A 24354-nucleotide genomic window follows, 5' to 3' on the forward strand; every position below is an offset into this window, starting at 1 on the left:
GCGGGCCGGGCGCGGCGGTGTCAGGCACCGTAGCGCGGCGGCCGTTTTTCCATGAAGGCGCGCACGCCCTCGGCAAAATCCGCGGACCGTCCGGCTTCACCTTGCAGCGAGGCCTCCAGGTCAAGCTGCCGCTCCAGCGTGTTGCCCGGCATGGCCGCGAACAGCCGCTTGGTCGCCGCCAGGGCCGCGGCCGGCGCCTGGCTCAGCCGCGCCGCCAGCGCCTCGGCCTCGGCGGCCAGAGCGGTGTCGTCCACCGCCTTCCAGATCATGCCCCACGCGGCCGCGGTGTCGGCGTCGATGGCGTCGCCCAGCATCGCCAGCGCCCGCGCCCGGGCCTCGCCGACGCCGTGCGCCAGGAAGAAGCTGCAGCCGCTGTCCGGCACCAGCCCCAGGCGGATGAACGCCTGCACGAAGCGGGCGGACCGCGCCGCCAGCACGATGTCGCAGGCCAGCGCGAACCCCGCGCCCGCCCCGGCCGCCACGCCGTTCACCGCGGCGACGAACGGCAGCCGCGAACCCCGGATGCGCCGCACCACCTGGTGGTGGAAGCCGTTCGCCAGCGCCTCCAGGTCGGGCGGGCCGTCCGGGCCGGGCTGGAACTCGGGGCCGACTTCCTGGCCGGCGCAGAAGCCGCGGCCTTCGCCGGTCAGCACCACGGCGCGGCAGGACGCATCCGCCTCGGCCGCGTCGATCGCCGCCAGCAGGCGGACCAGCATGTCCCGGGTGACGGCGTTCAGCTTGTCCGGCCGGTTCAGCACCAGCCCCCGCCAGCCGTCATGCGTCTCGACCCGGATGTCGTCCATCAGTCGTCGCCTCCGCCTTGCGCCAGCCGGAATTCCGCCATCGGATAGACCCCCAGCACGCGCACCTCGGTCGAGAAGAACGACAGTTCCTCCAGCGCCCGGCGCAGCGCCGGCTGCTCGGGGTGGCCCTCGACGTCGCACAGGAACTGAGTCGCTGCGAACTGCCCGCCCAGCATGTAGCTTTCCAGCTTGGTCATGTTGACCCCGTTGGTGGCGAACCCGCCCAGCGCCTTATACAGCGCGGCCGGCACGTTGCGGACCCTGAAGATGAACGTCGTCATCAATTTCGGCGTGGCCGGATCCAGGATCACCGGCCGGCGCGAGACGACGTAGAACCGCGTGGTGTTGTGCGCCGCGTCCTCGACATTGGCGCGCAGGATCTGCAGCCCGTAGATCTCCGCCGCCAGCGACGACGCGATCGCCGCGTCCTCCTTGTTGCCCCATTGCGCCACGAGCTGCGCCGAGCCGGCGGTGTCCGCCTCCACCACCGGCGCCAGGTTCAGCTCCGCCATGATCCGCCGCACCTGGCCCAGCGCCACGGAGTGCGAGTGCGCCCGCCTGATGTCGCTCAGCGTCGCGCCCGGCACGCCCAGCAGACAGTGCTCCACCCGCTGGAACTGCTCGGCGATGATGAACAGCTTCGAGTCCGGCAGCAGCGCGTGGATGTCCGACACCCGCCCGGCCAGGCTGTTCTCGCACGGCAGCATGCCCAGATCGGCGCGCGCCTCCCGCACCGCCTCGATCGCCACCGGGAAGGACAGGCAGGGCAGGGTCCGCATCTCGGGATAGGCGGCGCGGCAGGCCAGGTCGGAGTAGGCGCCCGGAATGCCCTGGAAGGCGATCACCCCGCTCATCGGCGAGCCAGCCAGGCGCGGGCGCGTTCCAGGTCCTCCGGCGTGTCGACCCCGAACGGTCCGTGCTCCATGCGCGCGCAGGCGATCCGCATGCCATGCTCCAGCGCCCGCAGTTGCTCCAGGCTTTCGCGCCGCTCCAGCGGGCTTGGCGGCAGCGCGACGAAGCGGTCGAGCGCCGCCCGTCGCCAGGCATAGATGCCGACATGGTGCCAGCGTGGCCCCGGCCCCCACGGGATGGGCAGGCGGGAGAAATACAGCGCCGGCGCGACCGCCTCGTCCGGCCCGAAGGCGCAGGCGGCCTTGACGAAGGACTCCGTCGCGGCCTCGGCCTCGTCGCCGATCGGCACCACCAGCGTGCCGATGTCCACGCTGGGATTGGCCAGCGGCGTGATCACCAGGCGCAGCCCCGCAGGGTCCAGGGTCGGGAAATCGCCCTGCAGGTTGACCACCACATCGTGCCGGCGATCCGGATCGAGTTCCGCCAGCGCCGCGTGCACCCGGTCGGAGCCGGAGGGCAGCGCCGGGTCGGTCAGCACCACCCGGCCGCCGGCCGCCCGCACCACCGCGGCGATCTCGGGATCGCCGCTGGCGACGGCGACCGGGCCGATGCCGGCCTGCCGACCGCGGTCGAGCATGTGCAGGATCATGGGCTTGCCGTTGATGTCGGCGAGCGGCTTGCCGGGCAGGCGCGTCGAGGCCATGCGGGCGGGAATGACGACGATCGGGTTCACGCGCGAGGAAATCCTGAGACAGGAACCACTTGGCGGCACGGGTTCCAGCTCCCGGCTACGGCGGTCCGGCGGTGGGTTGAAGGCGATGTTTCGTTTCCCTATGGTCCGGCGACAATACGGACCTGCCCGCCCCGGCGCAACGGCGGGCCTGCAAGGACCAGGACGCGGCATGGACGACCTCACCCCGTATGTGGCAGCCGCCATCGCTGCGGCCGATGCCGCCGCCGACGTCATCCGCCCGTTCTTCCGCGCCGCCATCCCGGCCGACATCAAGGCCGATCAGTCGCCGGTGACGGTGGCCGACCGGAATGCCGAGCTGGCGATGCGGGCGGTGCTGAACCGGCTGTGCCCCGAGTGCGGCATCCTGGGCGAGGAATACGGGCTGGAGCGGCCCGAGGCCCGGCTGCGCTGGGTGCTGGACCCGATCGACGGCACCCGCGCCTTCATAACCGGCCGCCCCACCTTCGGCTCGCTGGTCGCGCTGCTGGACGGCGACTCCCCCCTGGTCGGCATCATCGACCAACCCGTCACCCGCGAGCGCTGGATCGGCCGCGCCGACGCTCCGACAGTGTTTGCCGGCGGCCTGGGCGGGGCAATTGGCACACGCCCGTGTGCGGACCTGGCGCACGCCGAGCTGTCCTGCACCAGCCCGGAGATGCTGGGCAGCGACATGGCGCGCTGGCAGCTTCTGGCGGCGCGGGTGCGGCGCAACTACTGGGGCGGCGATTGCTACGCCTATGGGCTGCTGGCGCTGGGGCAGATCGACGTGATCGTCGAGTGCGACCTGAAGCCCTGGGACTGGGCGGCGCTGCTGCCGGTGGTGCGCGGTGCCGGCGGGATGCTGACCGACTGGCAGGGCAACCCGCCGCGGGTCGAGGGCGATGGACGGGTCATCGCCGTCGGCGATCCGGCGCTGCTGGCCGACGTGGTGGCGGTGCTGGGGCCGTAGCCGGTTTCCACCGTCCGGGCGCTGACACAGCGGCCTGGCGTGTCATGCCCCCTCGTCAGGCCCCGGCCTGGGCGGCGGCGGCTCATGCCGCGTGCCATGGCGTCGCTTGAACCGCGGCGCCTGGCCGGCATTCGGCCGCGGATCACGGCGCTGTCGTTTGACAGGACTCGTTCGGGACCCGAGTCTGCCGGCCATTCGTGCCGGGACGCCGTGCCATGCGCCAGCGTGTGATCCTGTCTGTCATCGCCATCGCGGCCATCGGCCTGGGCCATGTCCCGGCGCCCGCCCTGGCGCGTGGTGGCGGGGGCGGGCACGCGGGCTTCGGCGCGCACGGGATTTTTGCCGCACGCAGCGGGTTTGGCCGCCATGCCGGCCTGCGTGCCGCGGCCGGCGGTTTCGTGCTTCGCGGCGGCGGGCGCGCTCCCGGTGGCGCAGGCTTTGCCCGGCGGAGCCGCTTTGCCGCCCGGCCCATCCAGCCCGAGGCCATCCAGCCCGAGGTGATCGTCGTTCCGCCCGTCGGGGGAACCGGCGCGATCGTGCCTCCGTTCACCGGCCCCATCGTGATGCCGTTCGGAGCAGGCGTCAGCACCGCGTTGAATGGCGGATTCCCGGGTGTCGTTACCTCGTTCGCCGCGCCGCTTGCCTCCGGCCCGCCGGATGCAGCCCGGGCGCGTGAGGCAGCCCGCCGCAGCGCGGCAGGGGACGGCGGCGCGTCGAGCGGCAGCCAGCCGAGCCGGTCCCTGACCGCCTGTTATCCGATACCAAATGGCTATCATTGCAACTGGCCTTCGTAGCGGGGCTGTCGTACGGCGTACCAGGGCAGGGTCCGGTCCCGGCAGATCGTTATTTGTTGAACTGCAATCGTCCTGTCCTCTTCTCTTGCCACGACATCCGCTGTTGTGTTGACCGCCCGGTTGATTCATGGATGCCATGCGTCGGACTGAATGGTTTGATGGTCGCGCAGCGGCAGGCCCCCGGCGCCTGCCGCGGTGCCGGCTGCGATGCGAAGGAGGATTAAATGAATTACCGAAACATAAAGCCCGTGCAAGCTGCCTGCATCGTCATCGCCCTGTGCGGCTTCGCCACCGTGCAGGCCGGGGCGGCGGCGCCGCTGAAGCCGCCGCTGTCGGCGCTCGACCCCGACAAGGACGGCACGGTCAGCCTCGAAGAGGCCAAGGCGGCCGCGGACAGGAAGTTCGACGCCCTCGATGCCGATCACGACGGCACGCTGACGCTGCAGGAGACCAAGGGCACGTTCCTGAAGTCCACCTTCCCGAAGGCGGATCCGGACAAGGACAAGACACTCGACAAGACGGAGTGGGAGGCGCAGGTGGAACAGCGCTTCAAGGCCGCCGACACCAACCGCGACGGCACGCTGGACGCAAAGGAACTGGCCTCGCCCGCCGGCATGCGCCTGCTGAAGCTGGTGCAGTAGCCCGCTTGCCCCGCGTCCTGGCCGGGTATCTCCGGCGGGGTGTTCGGGCCAGCCTCGGCGATCCAGGGCGCCGGACGGAATTGCCACGGGGACGATCAGAACGTAATCCGTATCCCGCCGAACCCGGCCACCGGCGCGGCAATGCTGTACGCCCGCGGGTTGGTCGCGCCCGGCGCCTGCGCCAGGAACACCGAGCTCGTCGGCGAGAACGTGCCGTAGGTGTAATAGCGTTGGTTGGTCACGTTGTCGACCTCGGCGAACAGCTGCACATGCGGCGTGACCTGGTAGCTCGTGCTCAGCGTCAGGGTGAAGAACGGCGGCAGCTTCGGCGTCAGGTTGGGATCGTCGCCGAACAGGTACGACCCGCTCTGCACGATCATGGCGGCGGCCAGCGTCCAGGCGTCGGTGGCGTTGTAGGTCATGCCCAGCTTGCCCTGCTGCGCCGGAATGCCAGGCAACTGGTTGCCTGGGCGGACCGTGATGTTGCCGTTGGCATCGGCTGCCGGATTGTTGCCGGCGGCCTGCACGAAGCCGGTCTGGAAGGTGGCGTCGGTGTAGGTATAGGCGACATAGGCCGACCAGCGCGGCGCGGTGTAGCGCAGGCTGGCATCGATGCCTTGCCGGCGGGTCTGTCCGACATTGGTGAAGAACGCCCGGTTCAGCGTCACGCTGTTGACGAAGGCGATGTCGTTGTCGAGGTTGCTGCGGTAGACGTCCAGGTCATAGCTCAGCCGGCTGCCCGCGCCGGTGGCCACCTTGCCGCGCAATCCGAACTCGACCGTATGCGCCACCACCTGCTGCAGATTCGGATCGCCGGTGAAGAAGTTCGCCAGGCTGCAGGCGTTGGCCGGCCCGGCGCAGGACAGTTCCGCCGGCGTCGGCGCGCGGTTGGCCTCGGCATAGCCGGCATAAGCGGTCAGCCACGGCGCAAACTGATAGGTCAGGCCGCCCGCGGGATTGAAGTGCGCGTAGTCATGGTTGCCGCTCAGGTCGCCGCCGTTCTGGTCGCTCAGGTCGATCTGCGCGGTGTTGAACCGGCCCGAGGCGGTCAGCGCCAGCTTGTCGGTCAGGTTCAGCGTGTCGGCGAAGAACACACCGTAATACGCATCACTGATCGCGACCCGCACCGGTGAGTTGGTGCCCGGCTCGTCGATGACCACGCCGGGGCCGACGAAGGCGCGGGTCAGCGGCGTGAGGCCGCCGATGAGGCCGGCCGCGGTGAACATGGTCTGCGCGCCGTCGAAGCTGAAGCCGGCAACGAAATGGTTCTTCCGCCCGAACACGTCGCGCGTGTCGGTCACCTGCAGCGAGGCGCCGTAGCCGTTGGTGTTGGTCGTCTGGTTGTCCAGCTCGGAATAGGCGAACGGGCTGGGGCCGAGGAACGCCGGGATCGTCGCGCCGCCCAGCGTGGTGCTGGGACCGCTGTTGGTGCACAGCAGGCCCGAGCCATCGGTGCATGGCGTGTCGTTCGGCGCGTTGCCGTTGGAGGCGCGCTGCAGGAAGTTGTTGTAGTAGGCAACCGCCTGCACCGAGTCGTAGTCGTTGATCTGCACGTTGCCGTTCAGGCTGAGCTGCATCATCTGGTTGCTGATGAAGTTCGGCTCCGTGAATTGCGCCGCCGGATCCACCGCCAGCAGCTCGACCGGTGAGGTTCCCGGGCCGTTCAGCGCCGAATGCGCCAGCAGCGTGCTGACGTGCAGCTCGGCGGTGTCGCTGCGCCAGCCGATGTCGCCGTAGAAGTTCTCCAGCGACGAGTTCTGGTCGTCGCGCCAGCCCGCCTGCCGCACGCCGCTGCCGGCGACATAGACCGCGGTGTTGCCGCTCTGCTTGCCGTACTGGAGATAGCCGCCGAGCGTGCCGAACGAGCCGCCGCGCACCTCGATCTCGGCACCCTGGTAGGTGAAGCCATTCTTCAGCTGGATGTTCAGCGCGCCGCCCAGCGCGTTCAGCCCGAACACCGGGTTCGAGCCCACAAGGTCGATCGTGCTGATCGCCACCTCGGGCAGCAGGTCGAAATTGACCGTGTCGCCGAACGGCTCGTTGAAGCGGATGCCGTTGACGTAGGCGGCGAGGCCCTGCGGCGTGCCTTGCAAGGGCGAGGCCTGGTAGCCGTGGTAGAAGAACGTCGGCTGGTACGGGTTGCCCGAGGCGGAGTCGACGTTGACCCCGCCAACGGTTTCGTTCAGCGCGCGGACGGCGTTGGGCGTGGTGGTGCCGCCGCGCGTCAGGGCAGGGCCGCTCACCACGTTGGTCTGGGCCGGCACGGTGTTGCGATCAATGCCGGAGCCGAGCAGTGGCGACGGGGCGATGATGTCGACCTGCGGCAGGCTGATCGCCGGCGATTGCCCCTGGGCCTGCGGCTCGGTTTGGCCCTGGGGCGATCCCTGGGGCGATCCCTGGGGCGATCCCTGGGGCGATCCCTGGGGCTGTCCCTGGACCGGGTCGCCGCCCGGCTGCTGCGCCTGGGCCGGGAGGCAGGCCAGGATGCCAAGCGCGGCCGCACCGACCAGATGGCGCGCAATCCAGCGCATGATTCGGCGTGCGGTTCGGGGCGCGGCGTGCGGTCCGCGTGGTGCCATGATCGAATCCCCCGGTATTCCTTCCATGTCAGGTATAGATGCCGCACCGGCGGTGGCGCGTCGATGGCAGGCATTCCCGGAATCGCCGGGAAAACGTCCCGATTTGCCGCAGGCTCATCACGTCGGGACGAGTTGGGCGGGGAGTCCTGGAGTGGTGAGGTGGTGCGTCCCCGGGAGGTGAGGCGGTGCGTCCCCGGCTGGGCCGGTGTGGTTGATGGTGCATTCCTGTTCGCACAGAGAATGACGGAGGGCGATGGAGGGCCGCGGAGCGTCAGGGGGATGCTGCGCAGTCTGGTGCGGATATTGCTGTCATGTCAGGCAGCTTCACCGATCCGGCCATGCGGCGATGCCTGGTGCGGCGGTGCCGGTTGTCGTGCGCTTCGCGCGTAGCGCAAAAGGGTCTTCCCTGTGGCCCTTGTGTCCTTCGCTTTTCTCCGTGTTGAAAACCGGTAGGCGAAACGGCACCGGCGAGGCCAGGTACGCACCGCCATCAGCCACGCCGCCGCCCATTATGCCGACGTCCTGCGGCTACGGGGCGGCGATGAACAGACCGGCTTTCACGCCCCCGCCTTCTGTCCGGTCGGCGGCGGGACAGAGGCACCCTTGAACCGCGGCCAGCGCCGGGCCACATTTCGCCCATGGACAAGAAACCTCCACCCGACCTGGAGATGACGCTGGAGGGTGAATTCGTCTCACCACCCACGCCGCCGTTGACCACGCGGATCATGTTCTGGGCCGTTGTCACCGCCGCTATCGCGGGCGCCGTCTGCATCGCCGCGCTGGCCCTGTGGGTCGCGCTCAGCGTCCTGCCGATTGTACTCGGCGCGCTGGTCGTCGCCTATGTCGTGTATCGCTACCGGCTGTGGCGGGCCGGGATTTCAGTTGGCCGCCAGCCCGACCTCTGGCGCCCGTAGGCCGCACGTCCGGGCCAGCAGCGTGTAGGAGCGCTGCCGCGCCGCCGCATCATGCAGCGTCGTCAGGATGGCGATTTCCTCAGCCTGGTGCATCGCCGCCAGCGCCCGCAGCTTCTTCATGACCACGTCCGGCGTGCCATACAACGCCCGCTCCCGCAGCCGGCCGAGCCGCGTCAGCTCGTCCTCGGAATAAATATGCGCGGCAGCTTCCTCGGGCGAGGGCAGGGCGGCATACACGCCGCGGTCGCGCCCAAGCCGCCATAGCTCACGCGAGCGGAACAGATGCGCCGCCTCTTCCGGTGTGTCCGCCGCCAATGCCCAGACGCAGATGGCGGCGTGCGGCGCCGGATGCCGTGCGCTCGGCCGGTAGGTGTCGCGATAGATCGACAGCGCCTCGGCGGCGCCGCGCCCGTCGGTGATGAAATGCGCGAAGCAGAACGGCAGGCCGAAATACGCCGCGACCTGCGCACCGTAATCCGAACTGCCGAGGATCCACACCTCCGGCGCCGTCGGCCCCGCCGGCTGGGCGCGGACGTCGCGGAACGGGTGTCCCTCCACCGGCTTTTCCCCCGACACCCAGGCCAGCAGGTCGCGCACCGTGGCGGGGAACTGCTCCGCCGCCTTGTCCGCCAGCGGGTTCAGCGCGTAAGCGGTCAACCCGTCCGAGCCCGGCGCGCGGCCGAGCCCCAGGTCGATCCGGCCCGGCGCGATCGCCTCCAGCACGCGGAACTGTTCCGCCACCTTCAGCGCCGCATAGTGCGGCAGCATCACCCCGGCCGAGCCGACACGGATATACCGCGTCGTCGCGGCGATGGCGGCGATCAGGATCTCCGGCGCCGTGCCGGCCTGGCTGTCGGAGTTGTGGTGCTCGGCGCACCAGTAGCGGTGATAGCCCAGCGCCTCGCAGTGCCGCGCCAGGGCGATGCTCTCGCGGATCGAGGCGTCGGGGGAGCGGCCGGTGACGATGGTCGATTGGTCCAGGACCGACAGCCGCACCACGTCCTCCCTCAGATCAGAAGCTGGTATAACCGAACAGCGAGTCCAGCAGCGCGAACAGCAGGCCGCCAATCAGGAACCCGACGATGGTCCCGTTCATCCGGATATATTGCAAGTCCCGGCCGATGCGCAGTTCCAGGCGATCGACGATCGTCTCGGTATCCCAGTTGGCGACCACCTGGGCGATGAACTCGGCCAACCGCGCCTGGGCGTCGGGCAGCACCGTCGCGACGACTTTCTCCACCGCCGTCTGCAGCCGCGCCCGGGCAACGGGGTCGTTTTCCAGGATGGTGCCCAAATTGGCCAGAGCCGCCTCAATATAGGCCACGGTGCGGCTGCTCGGCCGCCCCAGGTCCTCTTCCAGCGCCAGCCGCAGCCGCCCCCACAGGTCCCACAGCCAGACCTGGATCGTCTCGTGCGCCACCACCCGGCGGATGGCGGACCCGATTTCCGCGGCGCGGGCGGGATCGGTTTCCATGCGCTGGATCTCCCGCCGGATCCACTCGTCGAACGCTTCCCGCAGCTCCGACCCGTCGGGGCTCATCTTGTCCAGCTCGGCGTTGACCAGCGACAGCACCCGCCGTGCGATCGAGGCGCCGAGCGCCCAGCCGACGAGCCGCCCGCCCTGTTCGCGCACCCGTTCCTCGATGGCGTAGCGCAGCGCGCTCTCCCGGCCGGCCAGCGTCGCCTTCATCTGCGCCAGGATGAAGCCGAACACCTCCTGGTGGCGGCCGCTGTCCACCAGGTTGTGCAGCGCCCGGGCGATCACGTGCCCGGCGGCGGGACCGCCCAGCACATGCGGCACCATCCGCCGGACGATCCGCCGCGCCCGCCCGTCCTCGACGCTGGACAGCAGCTTCGGCAGCATCCCGGCGAGGCCAATCGCCGCCGGCCGCGCCGCCTCCGGGTCCGCCAGGAAGCGGTGGACGATGCCGGGCAGGTCGAGCCGCCCCAGCACGTTGGCCACTTCCTGGCTGGTGAAAACGTGATTGGCGACGAATCGGCCCAGCGCCCGGCCCAGCCGCTCGCGCTGGTTGGGGATGATGGCGGTGTGCGGAATTGGTATGCCGAGCGGATGGCGGAACAGCGCGGTGATCGCGAACCAATCGGCAATGCCGCCGACAAACCCGGCCTTGGCGGCCGATTGCAGCAGCTCCGTCGTCCAGGTGTGCGGCATCCGGTAGCTGAACAGGGTCAGCACGGCCATCAGCACCAGCAGGCCGGTCGCGACCAGGCGATGGCGCTGGAGCGACTCCCGGGCGAGGGTATCGGGGTTCAGTTCAGTCATCGGCCTCCTGTTTAGGCGGCGCCGGGCCTTCCGTCCAACGGCATGCAACGTTATACTGTAACCATGACCGATCCGTTGTCCCCGACCGCCGGCGCCGGTGCGCGTCTGCTCCTGGCCGCGATGGTGCTGGCCGCGTTGTGGCTGGCGGTGCTGTGGGCGCTATGACCGCGGTCCCGGCTGTAACGCTCCATAACGTAGAGCTGCGGCATGGCGCGCGCGTGATCGTGTCCGGCCTGTCGGGAACGTTCGCCCCGGGCAGCCTGACGGCGCTGGTGGGCGCCAACGGCTCCGGCAAGACCACGCTGCTGCGGGCGCTGGCCGGTTTGCATCCGCTGGCCGCCGGGCGGATCGACCGCGGCGGGCTGCGGCCGCGGGACATCGCGCTGCTGGCGCAGGGCAGCCATCTCGACCGCGCCTTCCCGATCACCTGCGAGGAGGTCGTGGCGCTGGGCGGCTCCCGCCTGGGCCCGTTCCGCGCCGTCGACGCCAAGCGATGGGCCGCAGCCCGCGCCGCGCTCGACCGCGTCGGCCTGGCGGGGATGGAGCATCGGCAGATCCAGGCGCTGTCCGCCGGCCAGTTCCAGCGCGTGCTGTTCGCCCGGACCATCGTGCAGGAGGCGTCGCTGATCCTGCTGGACGAGCCGTTCACCGCCGTCGACGCCGCGACCACCTGCCTGCTGCTGTCGGTGATCAGGGACTGGCATGCCCAGGGCCGGACCGTCATCGCCGTGCTGCACGACCTGGAGCTGGTGCGCCGCCACTTCCCGCGTACCCTGAGCCTGACCGACGCCACCGGTACGTGGGACGTCCTGCCGGACCGCGCCCTGCAGGCTGCCTGATGCTGCAACTCCTGCTGGAGCCGTTCACGCTCGGCTTCATGCGCCGCGCGCTGGCCGGATGCCTCGCCCTGTCGGTCGCCGCGCCGCCACTGGGCGTGTTCCTGGTGCTGCGCCGCATGAGCCTGATGAGCGACGTCCTTCAGCACGGCGTGCTGCCCGGCATCGCCATCGGTGCGATTTTCTCCGGCCTGTCGGTCTGGGCGATGGGCCTGGGCGGCGTGGCGGCCGGGCTGCTGGTGGCGCTGCTGGCCGGCTGGCTGGCGCGGCGCACCGGCGGGCGCGAGGACAGCCAGTTGGCCGGCATGTACCTGGTGGCGCTGGCCGCCGGCGTGGCGCTGATCTCGACACAGCACAGCATCGACCTGACGCACCTGCTGTTCGGCAACGTGCTGGCGGTGGACCGGGCGGCGCTGCTGGGCATGGCGGGCGTGGCGACGGTGACGCTGCCGGTGCTGGCGCTGATCTGGCGGCCGCTGGTGCTGGAAAGCCTCGATCCCGGCTTCATGGCGGCGACCGCCGGGCGCGGCGGGCTGGCGCACCTGGTGTTCCTGGTGCTGGTGGTGCTGTGCGTGGTGTCCGGATTCGTCGCGCTGGGCACCTTGATGGCGGTTGGACTGATGATGCTGCCGGCGATCGCCGCGCGGCACTGGTCCGATTCGCTGGCCGGCCAGGTCCGCGCGGCCGTGGCGCTGGCCTGCCTGGCCTCCGTTGGCGGACTGGAACTGTCATTCTACCGCGATATTCCGGCCGGGCCGGCGATCGTCTTGACCGCCGGCGGCCTGTGGATCATCAGCCTGCTCGCCGGGCGGCGGGCGCGTTTGTGGCAACGGGCCATGACGGATGCCTAATGTTGCCAGGATAGTACGGCAAGAGCCGGGCTGATCTTGAAGGATAACGAGTGATGGACTGGACGGGCCGACGGGTCTTCGTCACGGGTGGCGCCGGGTTCCTCGGCTCCAACCTCTGCCATGCGCTGGCGCAGCGCGGCGCACGGGTGGTCGCGCTGGATGGGTTCCTGTTCGGCGGCGGCGCCAACCCGCGCAACCTCGATGGCGCGGACGTGGAGTTCGTGCGCGGCGACATACGCGACATCGACCTGCGGCCGCTGTGCGAGGGGGCGTCGGTCATCTTCAACATGGCGGCGCAGACCAGCCACATGGGCGGGCAGGCGGACCCGCTGGCCGACATCGCGGTGAACGCCGTGGCGCAGGTGCGGCTGATCCAGGCGGCGCGGGAGGCGGCGCCGGATGCCGTCGTGGTGCATGCCTCCACCCGGCAGTTCTACGGCCGGGTCGAGACGCTGCCGGTCGCCGAGACCCAGCCGGTGGCGCCGCCCGACGCCAACGGCGTGTCGAAATTCGCCGGCGAGCAGTACTGGATGCTGGAGCACCGCGTGCGCAACCGCCCCGTGGTGTCGCTGCGCCTGACCAACTGCTACGGCCCGCGCCTGCGCATCCGCGACGCCCGGCAGACCTTCCTGGGCATCTGGATCCGCTGCGTGCTGCAGGGCCAGCCGTTCGAGGTCTGGGGCGGCGAGCAGCTGCGCGACCTGACCTATGTGGACGACGTGACCGGCGCCTTCCTGGCGGCGGCGGAGAACCCGGCCTGTCATGGCCAGATCTTCAACATCGGCGGCTCGCCGCCGGCCTCGCTGCATGCGCTGGCGGAGCTGGTTGTCCGGCTCTCCGGCGGTGCGGCCAGCTACACGACGCGGACGTTCCCTGCCGACAGGGCGCGGATCGACATCGGCAGCTACCACGCCGACGACAGCGCGTTCCGCGCCGCCTCCGGCTGGCGGCCGCTGGTCGATCTGGAGGAGGGCATCGGCCGCACCCTGGATTGGTATCGCACCCGGCTGGAGGATTACCTGTGATCCCGCAGGCCAATCCCGGCGCCGGCTACCAGGCGCTGAAGCCGGCGATCGACGCGGCCGTGGCGCGGGCGCTGGCCTCGGGCTGGTACATCCTCGGCAACGAGGGGCAGGCGTTCGAGGCCGAGTTCGCCGCCTGGCTCGGCGCGGCTGCCGTCGTCGGCTGCGGCAACGGCACCGACGCGATCGCGCTGGCGCTGCGTGGGCTGGGCATCGGGGCGGGCCACACGGTGGTGACGGTCTCGCACACCGCTGTCGCGACGGTGGCGGCGATCGAGATGGCCGGGGCGACGCCGTTGCTGGTCGATATCGACCCGGTGCACTACACCATAGACCCCGACGCGCTACGCCGCGCGCTGGAGCAGCCGCCGCCCGGCCTGCCGCCGGTTGCCGCGGTGGTGGCTGTGCATTTGTATGGACAGCCGGTGGACCTGGATTGCATCGTCCCGCTGTGCCGGGCGCATGGGGTGGCGCTGATCGAGGATTGCGCGCAGGCGCATGGCGCCCGCCTGCACGGGCAACGTGTCGGCACGTTCGGTGATGCGGCGACGTTCAGCTTCTATCCGACGAAGAACCTGGGTGCCCTGGGCGACGGCGGCGCGGTGGCGGTCGCCGATGCCGGGCTGGCGGCACGGATCGCGGCGCTGCGGCAGTACGGCTGGCACCGGCACTACATCAGCGACGAAGCCGGCGTGAACAGCCGATTGGACGAGGTCCAGGCGGCGATCCTGCGCGTCAAGCTGGCGCATCTGGACAGCCAGAACGCGAGGCGCCGCGCGATTGCTTCTGCTTATGGCGCCGCGCTGGCTGATGGTCCGCTTGCTGCGCCGCAAATCCGCGCCGGCGCGGAGCCGGTGTTTCACCTCTACGTCACCCGGACGCCGCAGCGTGACGCCATCCAGGCGCTGCTGCGGGAAAAGGCGATCGGCACCGGCATCCACTACCCGGTGCCGGTGCATCGTCAGCCCGCCTACCAGGGCCGGGTCGCCCCGGGCCCGGGCGGCTGTCCCGAAACCGAGGCGGCCGCGCGGGAAATCCTCAGCCTGCCGCTGTATCCGGAGTTGACGGACGATGAGGTGGCGACAGTCTGCGAAGCGCTGCGTGGATTGTGAGGTCCGCTGGGCGGCACGGAAGTTTCTGGATCATGATGGCTTGCCTGTCCTGCGGGCCGCCGTCTCGCAGCCATCCCACGGAGCCGCCGGAGGCCTTATGACAGATCAGCCGGTCGCCCCTGCGCCGATGATGCGACGGGCGCAACAGATCTCAGTGGCTTGGTATCTTTGCGTTGAAACAACAGACCATATTGTATCGTACGGGCCTTGCCTTGGTTGCACGGTGCCCCTGGGACAGGCCCGTGCCGCGGCACCGTGGGCGTTATTGGGTTGGCTTGCATGGTCTTGAACGCCAGGCCCAGGGTTGCCACAGGCACATATCAATCGCCATTGAGCCACCGCGACCGCGGATCGTAACAAAATCTTCTCCGCGTGCTCTGCGCTCCGCTCTGCGCGCTCTGCGTTTTAAAAATGCGGTGCTGCCGCAAAGACCGGCATTTCCGGTGAGCCGCCCAACGCCGAACGCCCGTGGCGCCCCGACCACCGCTTTTTAAAACGCAGAGTTCGCAGAGCGGAGCGCAGAGCACGCAGAGAAGGGATTCGGACGGCCCATGGCCGCGTTGACTTCGCCTCGGTCGACGTGCCTTGGTCATCAAAGCCAGGACGGCCGAATGATCATCATGCACGCAACGAAAAACGTTGCCTGTTCCAGCCGCCATGGGAACCTTCCCCTCAGTCAGAGCCATCACAGCATGACGTCGTCCATGACTCCGGCTTTCAAGGCGAAGCGGGCCGGCTCGATAACGTTACAGACCTACGGCATTAAGATTGCTGTTGCTGTGGAAATTTCTTGTTCTTTTATTCGAGGAGGCAGCGGCGGCGCACCTTGCTTCCGGAACAGATGAAATATCAGGCTCCTGTATGTTCAACATTTGCCTGCGCATGCTTGCAACTTGCCAAGTTGCACGAACTGCATGTCATCCAGCCGCCCGCGGTCCATCAACAGCGGCGCCAAAGCGTCAAGTACACCGGCTCCGGATCAGCCACCTCTGTGGTCCTCAGGGGGGCCTCTCATTTTATCTCTGTATTAAAACAATCGGTAGAGCCGCCACCGCAGGCCATTCCTTTGATGCACGGGCCTCCATGTGGCCCAGCCCAACCGTCACCCCACGCCCAGAACCTCCCCAACTCCTACTTCGGGACCACCGATGGATTCCCACCCGGCGAGCCCGGCGGCGGGATGACCGGCGTGGTGGCGGTCCCCCTGGCCGGCGGCCGCACCGTCATCCCGGGATCGACATTCGGCGGCTTGATCGCGCCTTTCTGCCGCGACAGTTGATGGCTCAGGGTGCCGTCCGCCGGCGGCGCGATCTTCTCCGGCGGCGGCGACGGCGCGTTCGGCGGGGCAAGCGGCGCCCGCGGGCTGGCCGGCGGCGCCGGCTGCGGATTCTGCGCCAGCGCCGGGGCGGCGGCGATGGTCAATGCGATCAGCCAAGCAGTGCGCATCATGGCACAAGTTCCATCCGGTTTCCGGCGCCGGATGCGCCGTTGCCGGGCTAACGCGCGAACGGACGCGGCGTTCCCCGTCCGGACGGATAGCTGTAGTCCTCCGCCACCGACTCGGCCTGGTGGAAGAATCCGGACACCGCGTCGCGCAGCCGCGCCACGCCCGCGACTTCCCGCGCGTTGACCGCAGTCAGGGCCAGCACCTTGCGCGTCTCCACCCAGCCCGCCGGATCGTCCGAGCGAACGGCAAGGTGGGTGATCAACTGGCTCACCACGGTTTCAAGCGCGGTCAGGCGTGCGGAGATGTCATCACTCTCCGACATCGCAATCTCCTGCATGAGTGGCTGATGGCGCGCTGCATAGCACTATCGTATGCCAAACCCGACTGCCAAACGCGCATTCTAACGGAATCGTGAGCTTTACCGCCCGCCCGGGCGAAATCGCTCTCGGGGGGATGAAATCGCTACCCGTCAGTTATTTTATCGTCATGCAACAATATCCGATTGACGTGTTCGCGAGCGGCCGCTACATGCCGCGCCGGGTCACGTCCCCCCACCGGGACGCTTCTCTTCTGAAAGGGGGAGCTGCATATGGCAGACATCGCGAAACCGGACCTTCGTCCGAACAATCCCAATTTCTCATCCGGCCCCTGCGCCAAGCGTCCCGGCTTCACGCTCGACGCGCTCGCCGGAGCGTTCCTCGGCCGCAGCCATCGCGCCGCCGAACCGAAGGCCCGCCTGGCCGAAATCATCACCCTCTCGCGCAGCATCCTGGGCATGCCGGCCGACTGGCGGCTGGGCATCGTTCCGGCTTCTGACACCGGCGCGGTCGAGATGGCGCTGTGGTCGCTGCTCGGCGCCCGCGGCGTTGACATCCTGACGTTCGAGAGCTTCGGCGAGGGCTGGGCGACCGACATCGTCAAGCACCTGAAGCTGAAGGACGCCCGCGTCCTGTCCGCGCCTTATGGCAAGCTGCCGGACCTGAGCGCGGTCAACCCGGCGAACGACATCGTCTTCACCTGGAACGGCACCACCTCCGGTGTGCGCGTCCCCAACGCCGACTGGATCCCGGCCAACCGCGAAGGCCTGGCGATCTGCGACGCGACCTCAGCGGCGTTCGCCATGGACCTGGCGTGGGACAAGCTGGATGTGGTCACCTGGTCCTGGCAGAAGGTGCTGGGCGGCGAGGCGGCCCACGGCATGCTGGCGCTGTCGCCGCGCGCGGTGGAGCGGCTGGAGACCTACACCCCGGCCTGGCCGCTGCCGAAGATCTTCCGCCTGACCTCCAAGGGCAAGATCGCCGAGGGCGTGTTCAAGGGCGAGACCATCAACACCCCGTCCATGTTGTGCGCGGAAGACGCGCTGGATGGCCTGCGCTGGGCGCAGAACATCGGCGGCCTGAAGGCGCTGATGGGCCGTTCGGAAGCCAGCCTGAAGGCGGTGGCCGACTGGGTGGCGCAGTCCGACTGGGCCGACTTCCTGGCCGAGGAGCCGGCGACGCGCTCCTGCACCTCGATCTGCCTGAAGATCGTTGCCCCCTGGTTCACCGCGCTGCCGGCCGAAGGCCAGGCGAAGGCGGCGAAGCAGCTGGCCTCGCTGCTGGAGAAGCAGGGCGTGGCCTTCGACATCGGCGCCTATCGCGATGCCCCGCCCGGCCTGCGCATCTGGGCCGGCGCCACGGTCGAGACGTCGGACGTCGTCGCGCTGCTGCCGTGGCTCGACTGGGCGGCCGCCACCGTCGCCGCTTCCCTCGCGCCTGCCCAATAGGGCCTGGCCAGTAACGATCCTTTCCGGACAAGTATCATGCCGAAAGTTCTGATCAGCGATAAGCTGTCGCCCGCTGCTGTCGAGATTTTCCGCAGCCGCGGCATCGAAGTGGACATCAAGACCGGGCTGTCCCCGGCCGATTTGCGCGCTATCATCGGCGAGTATGACGGGCTGGCGATCCGCTCGGCCACCAAGGTGACGAAGGAACTGCTCGACGTCGCCGCCAACCTGAAGGTCGTCGGCCGCGCCGGCATCGGCGTGGACAACGTCGATGTCCGCTCGGCCACCGCCCGCGGCGTGGTGGTGATGAACACGCCGCTCGGCAACACCATCACGACGGCGGAACACGCCATCGCCATGATGTTCGCCCTGGCGCGGCAGCTGCCGGAGGCGTCCGCCTCCACCAAGGCCGGGAAGTGGGAGAAGAACCGCTTCATGGGCGTGGAGCTGACCGCCAAGGTGCTCGGCCTGATTGGCTGCGGCAACATCGGCTCGATCGTCGCAGACCGCGCCGTCGGCCTGAAGATGCGCGTGCTGGCCTATGACCCGTACCTGTCGGAGAAGCGGGCGCTGGAGCTGGGCGTGGAGAAGGCGGATCTCGACGCCATCCTGGCGCGGGCGGACTTCATCACGCTGCACACGCCGCTGACCGAATCGACCCGCAACATCCTGTCGCGGGAGACGCTGTCGCGCACCAAGAAGGGCGTGCGGATCATCAACTGTGCCCGTGGTGGCCTGGTGGACGAGGAAGCGCTGGCGGACCTGATCAAGTCGGGGCACATTGCCGGCGCGGCGCTGGACGTGTTCGAGGTCGAGCCGGCCAAGGAGTCGCCGCTGTTCGCGCTGGAGAACGTCGTCTGCACCCCGCATCTGGGCGCCTCCACCGCCGAAGCGCAGGAGAACGTGGCGCTGCAGGTGGCCGAGCAGATGAGCGACTTCCTGCTGACCGGCGCGGTGACGAATGCCATTAACATGGCCTCGGTCTCGGCCGAGGACGCGCCGCGGCTGAAGCCGTACCTCGATCTGTGCAAGTCGCTGGGCGCCTTCGCCGGCCAGCTGACCCAGGCGCGCGAGGGCATGCTGCGCAAGGTGACCATCGAGTACGAGGGCCAGGCCGCCCATCTGAACACCAAGCCGCTGACCGCGGCGATGCTTGCCGGCCTGGTGTCGCCGATGATGGAAGGCGTCAACATGGTCAACGCCGGCGTCATGGCGCGCGAGCACGGCATCGAGGTGGCGGAGACCGTGCATGACCGTCCGACCGAGTACCTGACGCTGGTGCGGGTGACGGTGGAGACCGACAAGATGACCCGCTCGGTGGCCGGCACGCTGTTCGCCGGGCAGCGGCCGCGCATCGTCGAGATCAAGGGCATCAAGGTCGAGGCCGACTTCGCGCGGTACATGCTATATGTCACCAACCAGGACAAGCCGGGCTTCATCGGCCGGTTCGGCGTGACGCTGGCCGAGCACGGCATCAACATCGCGACCTTCCACCTGGGCCGCGCCGCCCAGGGCGGGGATGCGATCTGCCTGGTTTCGGTCGACGAGCCGGTGCCGGAAGCGGTGCTGGCCACGGTCCGCGGCCTGCCGCTGGTCGTGCAGGCGACCGGTCTGGCGTTCTGAGACGGGCGTAGCGGCTGCTGCGAGGGCGGTGTCCTGCTGGACCCGCCCCCTCAAGCTGTAGCCGGCTGCAGTACTACGGGCTGCAGGCCGGCTGCAGTACTACGGGCTGCAGGCCGGCTGCATGTTGCGGTCCATCAGTCCTGTCTCGGTCCGCAGCAGTGTGTCGATATGAGCGATCACGGTCTCGGCCTGGATGTGTTCGGGGCGTCCTCGCAGCACGTGCGCACGCGGATTCATGACCAGATTCGGCGGCAAGAGTTCGGGGTAGAGCAGCAGGTGTCGTTTGACATTCCCAAAATGGGCGAGATGTGAGAGGCCGTTGTCGATCGAAGCGAACAACGTGGCCTGCCGCATGACGTCAAGCACCTCAGGCAACCCGAGCCCGACCAGTGGGATGGCGCCGGCATGGATGAATGGCACGGCATTTTCGCCAGAGGCAGCAACGACATAGATCGGTTCGCCTTGGCTTGCCGCAAAGTGACGCACGACCATCAGCCAACGGTCGAGCGGCCAGGCTTTGTACCACGGGTTCCTTGAGCCGCTGAACGGGCTGATTACAATGCCCGAAGGCAGCCTGGCCGGCGCCGAAGACAGGTCGATCGTGATCGGCAGCATCGGTAGCGGCCAGCCGGCCAGCCGGCAGATCGAGGCGGCCATGTGCTGGTTCAACCCTCGGCCTTGATTATAGGCTGCTTGAATATCCACCCGCACGTTCACGGCGCTGCTGTGGTTGCATGCGGCGAACCGGATCGGAAGGCGGGACAGCAGCGCTTTGGCCGGCTCTGCAAATGCGCCCGCCACGTGTATCGCCATCGCATATTCATCAGCCATTTGCATGATCAGCGGCAATACGCAGAGCGTGTCGCCCAGTTTGGTTTCGGTATGAACGATATCGACACGCACGCTGAATTCAGACATGGCGCCCGTCTGCCTGACATGCTGTCGTGCGCAAAAGGACTTCCCGCGGATACTGCGGCTTAAGCAACATGCCGGCGACAAGATCGTCGATTGTATTTATGGCAAAGAACCGTTCATGCACACCGACCCGTAATGATCCGCACGCTGCACCCAGGTGGGGTGGCACGCCGACCAGCGCCATCTCTTTGGCGTCGCCAAATATGTTCACCGGATTTGTTCGCCAGTTTTCCGGGTTGAATGCTGCAGCCGCATGCAGCCAGACATCATATCCGGCGGCCCGCAACTGCGCGATGGTCCGGCTTCCAGCATCAACGGTGTTGCATTCGGCATAGACCACCGGCGCACATGAGCGCAGCAATCGCTGCGCGCCGGCCAGGACTCGGTCCTCCATGCCCTCAACGTCGATTTTCATGAATGAACAACGTCCGAGATCCAGCTGGTCGAGCGATGTCGCTGGAACCTGCGTTCGAAGACCTGCATCACCCGTCGCTGAGACGGCTGTGCTGCCGAAGCTGCATTGCCGGGCTATGTCGATCTCGTCGAGAGCGATCAGTGTCTCGGCATCGACGGCGCCTACCGCCGCGTTTCTTGCCGTCACATTAGTAATTCGCGCCGCAAGCAGATTCTGCACCAGCAGTGCGAACGATGCCGGCTGGGCTTCGAAGCCATACACGTGACCCGTCGGCCCGACAAACTGCGCGAATGCCAGCGAGTGACTTCCGATATACGCGCCAACGTCCAGGACGATATCTCCCTGGCTGAGAAAGCGTTTGCAGAACATGATTTCATGCTCCGCCCATTCGCCGTAAGCTTGCAGTGAACTGGTCAGCGCGCCGCAGTCATTCTTGAAGAACAGCATAGGCCCGTGCCGGGTCAGCGCTGTGCCGACCAGACCATTCATTCGCCAAAGCTCGACATCCCGGCTGGCTGCATCGGTCGGCGCCGGATTAATCGTTTCGCCCATTTGCGACCTCTCCGATCTGCGTTCCATCGACGTCATTCGATCGCCACGGTGGATTTACCCAGCCGCGCTTCCAGGCAGCGCGGCATCTGTCCCGGCCAGGTGGCGAGCTGTGCCAGGCATGGTCAACCGGCCGCCACGAAGCCCTGCGCCATCGGCCTATCGTTGGCGGCGATCGCGCCATTGGCGCGCAGCCGCACGGCCCGTAAGCCGGTGGTCATGACACGAAGCTCCTGTTCCTGCAGCAGCCATTTGAGGAAGGTTTCGGCGTGCATGGTCCCAATCGCCCTGCATCCGTCCCGGAAGCGCCGCAAACGGGTTGCGTAGAGGCTGGCGGCATGGCCGGTGCAGAAAGCGAACCGGTCGTTCAGGCCGCCCCAGCCTTGCCAGCCTGGCACGATGATGTCGGCCTGGCCCGACAGCAGCGGCTGCACGTGCGCCTCGATATCGAGGACATCCAGGTAAAGCAGATCGGGGCGCAGCAGCAGCACGATGTCACGCCGTTCGGCGCCCAGCATGCGCAGCAGCGACCACAGCCGTCGCAGGCTGTGCAACTGGTGGCACAGGTTGGCGAGGCTGCGGTACCCGTCGCCGAACGCATCGGGATAGGCGCGGGCGAATTGCCAGGCCTCGGCGATCATGGCGTCGGATTGCGGCTCGACCCAGCAGAGATCGAGGTCGAGAAGCGCGGTCTCGCGGCGGTCAGGGACAAGCGCGGCCTCGCCGGAACGGGGATTGTCGATGCAATCGGGCAGATTGAAATGGCCCGCGCGCAGCATCGGGATGCCGGCGGCGAAGAGCGGCGCATAGAATCCGCTGCGGATCGAGTCCACGGTCTGCTTCAGCGATCGTGTCAGGCCGAAGAAACCGATGAAACAGCGCAAGCGAACCCTCCTGCATGTAACGACCGGCAAAATGAAGGATGAAGCATACACAATGCAAGTAGATTCTGGAGACCAGCCTGTGCCCGGGCAAAAAAACAGCAAAGAGATGTTAGCGAGTTATTAACCATTTGATGTTATCGGCGCAGAACGGGTCCGTAATGGTGATCACATCGCCATTCCTTCCGCACCGTTCGACATCGCCCGGAACCGGCGGGAAGACCGCACCTGCCGGATGGAGAGTCGCCCGGATGGAGAGTCGCATGGACCGTGTCGTGATCCCATGCCGCGCCGGCATCAGCCAGGCGGTGTCTGGGTCTGGGCTTTCATGTGGCCGGAACGGCGATGCCTTTGGTTGCGCTTGTTGCCGCGGCCGCTCGGCTGCTCCGGCCTTGATGCACAAGGCACGGCTGTCGCGGCGCCGCCAACGCGACCGCAGGCCGCCCGAATCCTTTCTCTGCGGACTCTGCGCTCCGCTCAGCGATCTCTGTGCTTTAAAAGCGGTGCCGCAACCAAGAACGGCGTTGCCAATGAGTCGTCCGGCCGCAAACGCCGGTGGCGCCTCGGCCACCGCCTTTGAAACACAGAGATAGCTGAGCGGAGCGCAGAGCGCGCAGAGTCGATCGTGTTGCGGCCTGCGCCCCCGGTGAATCGATGCCGATCGGCATGCGCCTGTGGCAGTCCCGGAGCCCGGCGTTCAGGACAATGCAGGCCAACGCAATAACCCCCGTGCGGGCTTGTCCCGGGTACCGGCCATGGCGATGAAGGCACGCCATCGGCTCATCCCAACCCATTTGCGGTTTGCTGTGGCGCGCTTGGGGTATGACCCAACCGCGTCCCTGCCGGAGCGCAGGCGACAGGCCCATCGTCCAACCGTCGCTGAGGGCGGGATGCCCAGCCGCTGGACCTGCTGACCGTTTCCCTACGTCACCTCGGTACCCGAGCTGGATCGGGCCGTGACCAGGGGGATCAGAAACAGGACTGCCCCGGTTGCCGTGGCCGACACCAGGATCAGCGGCGTCAGTTGGCGATTGAACACATGCTCGTAAAGCAATGATCCCAGCGCATCGTGCAGCGGGTAGGTCAGGTTCAACACCGACATCAGGCCGGCGAACGCGAAGCCCTCGACACCCCGCGGACAGGCATCCGCCGCCAGCGTCATGGTCGCGATCATCGTGATCATTGCCGCCATGCCGTTGAAGACCCAGATCGCCACGGCGCTGCCCGGGCTCGCCAGCAGCAGATAGCCCAGCGTGGCCAGCATGCCGCCGATGATGCTGAAGCGCAGCAGGTCCACGTGGGACAGGTTATGCAGCCACGCCCTGTAGAGCACGCCGCCCAGAATCCATCCGCCGGCGCTGATCGAGGCCAGCAGGCCGATGAAGCCCTGCGAGAATCCCAGCCGATCGGTCATCTCGAAATACAGCGGCGTGCCCAGCCCCGGGCTGAAGTAGTAGAGGAACAGGAACGCCGCGACCAGCCACAGGTTCCGCGTCCGGAACGCCAGCAGCAGCGCGCCCAGCCGGCTGCGGAACGCCGCCAGGTCGATCCCGGCGTGCTGTTCCTGGATCAGCCGCAGGCTGCCCAACACGGTCAGCGGCGCCACCGCGGCGATCCAGGCAGCCACATGCAGCGCGCCGGTGGGGGAGAAGATCTCGATCAGGAATCCGGCGGCCAGCACCGACAGCATCTGCGCGATGTTGAACCACAGCCATTGCTGGTTGACGAACTGCGCGTTGCTGTTGTGCCGCTGCCCGGTCTCGACCAGGAGCGCGCCGCACAGCGTGGACGACACCGCCATGGCGACCGCCGTCATCACCAGGACCGGGATCAGCGTCGCAGGGTCATCGATCAGCGCCAGGGTGACGAACGCCGCCACCGCGCCGGCATTGGCGATGACCAGGTAGGGCCGGCGGCGATAGCCGAACAGCGGCACGAAATCCGAGATCGCCCCCCAGAGCGGCTTGATGACCCACGGGATATCCAGCGCTGCCAGCGAGACGCTGATCCGCACCGGGTCCCAGTGGCAGACCTGCTTCAGGAAGTACGTCACCGGCTGTCCCAGGATGCCGGCCTTGGCCTGTCCGATGCCCTCCACCGCATAGACGATGGCGAAGAACCACATGAGACGGCGGATCGGGGGCGATGCTGTCATCCGGCGGATAATCCCGTTCCGCCAGGTCACGGCAAGTCGCCATTCGGCGAGCAGGCGCTTTCGCCGATACGGTTTCCGATGGCCACCACCCCGCGGCCGCGGGGATGGCCCGGGCTTCGCCCAGCCTTCGCAACGAACCGGCGCACATCCGGGTGACATCGGCAAGTTGCTGACGCACCAACGATTTTCGCGCCCATTGTGGTTGACACGCGCGTCCGCGTCGCTATAACGCGC

The 24354-nt window shown here is 68.1% G+C and carries 22 protein-coding genes; 10 read left to right on the top strand and 12 right to left on the bottom strand.

Annotation, left to right across the window (positions count from 1 at the left end; all coding sequences use genetic code 11):
* Window positions 1–20: 20 nt before the first annotated feature.
* Genes CCS01_RS22160 through CCS01_RS22170 form a run of 3 tightly spaced genes read right to left on the bottom strand, consistent with a single transcriptional unit; the run spans window position 21 to window position 2388 of the window.
* Window positions 21–803 carry an enoyl-CoA hydratase-related protein gene (locus CCS01_RS22160; RefSeq protein WP_104520941.1) on the bottom strand — a complete coding sequence of 261 codons (783 nt, stop codon included), beginning with the start codon at window positions 801–803 and terminating at the stop codon, window positions 21–23.
* Window positions 803–1657, bottom strand: a complete 855-nt coding sequence (locus CCS01_RS22165) for a prephenate dehydratase (RefSeq protein WP_104520942.1) — start codon at window positions 1655–1657, stop codon at window positions 803–805. The genes CCS01_RS22160 and CCS01_RS22165 overlap by 1 nt, the downstream gene beginning before the upstream one ends.
* The gene (locus CCS01_RS22170) at window positions 1654–2388 is read right to left on the bottom strand and encodes a 3-deoxy-manno-octulosonate cytidylyltransferase (RefSeq protein WP_275112946.1); all 735 of its coding nucleotides are present in this window, start codon (window positions 2386–2388) and stop codon (window positions 1654–1656) included. The genes CCS01_RS22165 and CCS01_RS22170 overlap by 4 nt, the downstream gene beginning before the upstream one ends.
* A 169-nt stretch (window positions 2389–2557) precedes the next feature.
* Between CCS01_RS22170 and CCS01_RS22175 the strand changes: the two genes are divergently transcribed.
* The 3 genes from CCS01_RS22175 (at window position 2558) to CCS01_RS22185 (ending at window position 4772) form a co-directional block, all read left to right on the top strand.
* The gene (locus tag CCS01_RS22175; RefSeq protein ID WP_239992350.1) at window positions 2558–3337 is read left to right on the top strand and encodes an inositol monophosphatase family protein; all 780 of its coding nucleotides are present in this window, start codon (window positions 2558–2560) and stop codon (window positions 3335–3337) included.
* A 215-nt stretch (window positions 3338–3552) separates the two neighbouring features.
* A complete protein-coding gene (locus CCS01_RS22180) occupies window positions 3553–4131 on the top strand; it encodes a hypothetical protein (RefSeq protein ID WP_104520944.1) in 579 nt (192 codons plus the stop codon).
* Between the two features lie 224 nt (window positions 4132–4355).
* Window positions 4356–4772: an EF-hand domain-containing protein gene (locus CCS01_RS22185; RefSeq protein WP_104520945.1), complete on the top strand. Its 417-nt coding sequence runs from the start codon at window positions 4356–4358 to the stop codon at window positions 4770–4772.
* Window positions 4773–4867: 95 nt separating this feature from the next.
* On the opposite strand, the gene CCS01_RS22190 is transcribed toward CCS01_RS22185, so the two are convergent.
* On the bottom strand, window positions 4868–7303 hold the full coding sequence (locus CCS01_RS22190; protein WP_104520946.1) for a TonB-dependent receptor: 2436 nt from the start codon (window positions 7301–7303) through the stop codon (window positions 4868–4870).
* A 686-nt stretch (window positions 7304–7989) separates the two neighbouring features.
* Between CCS01_RS22190 and CCS01_RS22200 the strand changes: the two genes are divergently transcribed.
* A complete protein-coding gene (locus tag CCS01_RS22200; RefSeq protein WP_104520948.1) occupies window positions 7990–8265 on the top strand; it encodes a hypothetical protein in 276 nt (91 codons plus the stop codon).
* On the opposite strand, the gene CCS01_RS22205 is transcribed toward CCS01_RS22200, so the two are convergent.
* Window positions 8230–9261 (bottom strand): LLM class flavin-dependent oxidoreductase, encoded by a 1032-nt coding sequence (locus CCS01_RS22205; protein ID WP_104520977.1) that lies wholly within the window; start codon window positions 9259–9261, stop codon window positions 8230–8232. The two genes, CCS01_RS22200 and CCS01_RS22205, sit on opposite strands and share 36 nt — an antisense overlap.
* A gap of 16 nt (window positions 9262–9277) precedes the next feature.
* Entirely contained in the window at window positions 9278–10549 is a 1272-nt protein-coding gene (locus CCS01_RS22210; RefSeq protein ID WP_104520949.1) for a DUF445 domain-containing protein, read from the bottom strand.
* Window positions 10550–10767: 218 nt separating this feature from the next.
* Here CCS01_RS22210 and CCS01_RS22215 point away from each other — a divergent pair, with 218 nt between their 5' ends.
* The 4 genes from CCS01_RS22215 to CCS01_RS22230 are packed head-to-tail and all read left to right on the top strand — an operon-like array spanning window position 10768 to window position 14370.
* Window positions 10768–11388 carry a metal ABC transporter ATP-binding protein gene (locus tag CCS01_RS22215; RefSeq protein WP_239992351.1) on the top strand — a complete coding sequence of 207 codons (621 nt, stop codon included), beginning with the start codon at window positions 10768–10770 and terminating at the stop codon, window positions 11386–11388.
* Window positions 11388–12236: a metal ABC transporter permease gene (locus CCS01_RS22220; RefSeq protein WP_104520951.1), complete on the top strand. Its 849-nt coding sequence runs from the start codon at window positions 11388–11390 to the stop codon at window positions 12234–12236. Before CCS01_RS22215 ends, CCS01_RS22220 begins: the two co-directional genes overlap by 1 nt.
* 53 nt (window positions 12237–12289) lie before the next feature.
* Window positions 12290–13261, top strand: a complete 972-nt coding sequence (locus tag CCS01_RS22225) for an NAD-dependent epimerase/dehydratase family protein (protein ID WP_104520952.1) — start codon at window positions 12290–12292, stop codon at window positions 13259–13261.
* The gene (locus CCS01_RS22230) at window positions 13258–14370 is read left to right on the top strand and encodes a DegT/DnrJ/EryC1/StrS family aminotransferase (protein ID WP_104520953.1); all 1113 of its coding nucleotides are present in this window, start codon (window positions 13258–13260) and stop codon (window positions 14368–14370) included. Before CCS01_RS22225 ends, CCS01_RS22230 begins: the two co-directional genes overlap by 4 nt.
* Window positions 14371–15501: 1131 nt before the next feature.
* Here CCS01_RS22230 and CCS01_RS22235 read toward each other — a convergent pair.
* Both CCS01_RS22235 and CCS01_RS22240 read right to left on the bottom strand, forming a co-directional pair.
* Window positions 15502–15819 (bottom strand): hypothetical protein, encoded by a 318-nt coding sequence (locus CCS01_RS22235; RefSeq protein ID WP_104520954.1) that lies wholly within the window; start codon window positions 15817–15819, stop codon window positions 15502–15504.
* Window positions 15820–15866: 47 nt separating this feature from the next.
* A complete protein-coding gene (locus CCS01_RS22240; protein WP_146101900.1) occupies window positions 15867–16139 on the bottom strand; it encodes a hypothetical protein in 273 nt (90 codons plus the stop codon).
* A 267-nt stretch (window positions 16140–16406) separates the two neighbouring features.
* On the opposite strand from CCS01_RS22240, the gene CCS01_RS22245 reads away from it, so the two are divergent.
* Entirely contained in the window at window positions 16407–17582 is a 1176-nt protein-coding gene (locus tag CCS01_RS22245) for a phosphoserine transaminase (RefSeq protein ID WP_104520956.1), read from the top strand.
* A gap of 36 nt (window positions 17583–17618) precedes the next feature.
* Entirely contained in the window at window positions 17619–19205 is a 1587-nt protein-coding gene (serA, locus tag CCS01_RS22250; protein ID WP_104520957.1) for a phosphoglycerate dehydrogenase, read from the top strand.
* Between the two features lie 99 nt (window positions 19206–19304).
* Here the strand turns inward: serA and CCS01_RS22255 are convergent, their stop codons facing one another.
* From CCS01_RS22255 to CCS01_RS22270, 4 genes are all read right to left on the bottom strand, one after another.
* Complete coding sequence (locus CCS01_RS22255; protein ID WP_104520958.1) at window positions 19305–20123, bottom strand: glycosyltransferase family 9 protein; 819 nt, start codon at window positions 20121–20123, stop codon at window positions 19305–19307.
* Window positions 20116–21087, bottom strand: coding sequence for an FkbM family methyltransferase (locus CCS01_RS22260; RefSeq protein WP_158258542.1), 972 nt, complete (start codon window positions 21085–21087; stop codon window positions 20116–20118). The genes CCS01_RS22255 and CCS01_RS22260 overlap by 8 nt, the downstream gene beginning before the upstream one ends.
* Before the next feature lie 122 nt (window positions 21088–21209).
* Window positions 21210–21968 (bottom strand): hypothetical protein, encoded by a 759-nt coding sequence (locus tag CCS01_RS22265; RefSeq protein ID WP_104520960.1) that lies wholly within the window; start codon window positions 21966–21968, stop codon window positions 21210–21212.
* Between the two features lie 919 nt (window positions 21969–22887).
* Entirely contained in the window at window positions 22888–24120 is a 1233-nt protein-coding gene (locus tag CCS01_RS22270) for an MFS transporter (RefSeq protein WP_158258543.1), read from the bottom strand.
* Between the last annotated feature and the right edge of the window lie 234 nt (window positions 24121–24354).

It is taken from the genome of Rhodopila globiformis (genome assembly GCF_002937115.1).
Taxonomy (GTDB): domain Bacteria; phylum Pseudomonadota; class Alphaproteobacteria; order Acetobacterales; family Acetobacteraceae; genus Rhodopila; species Rhodopila globiformis.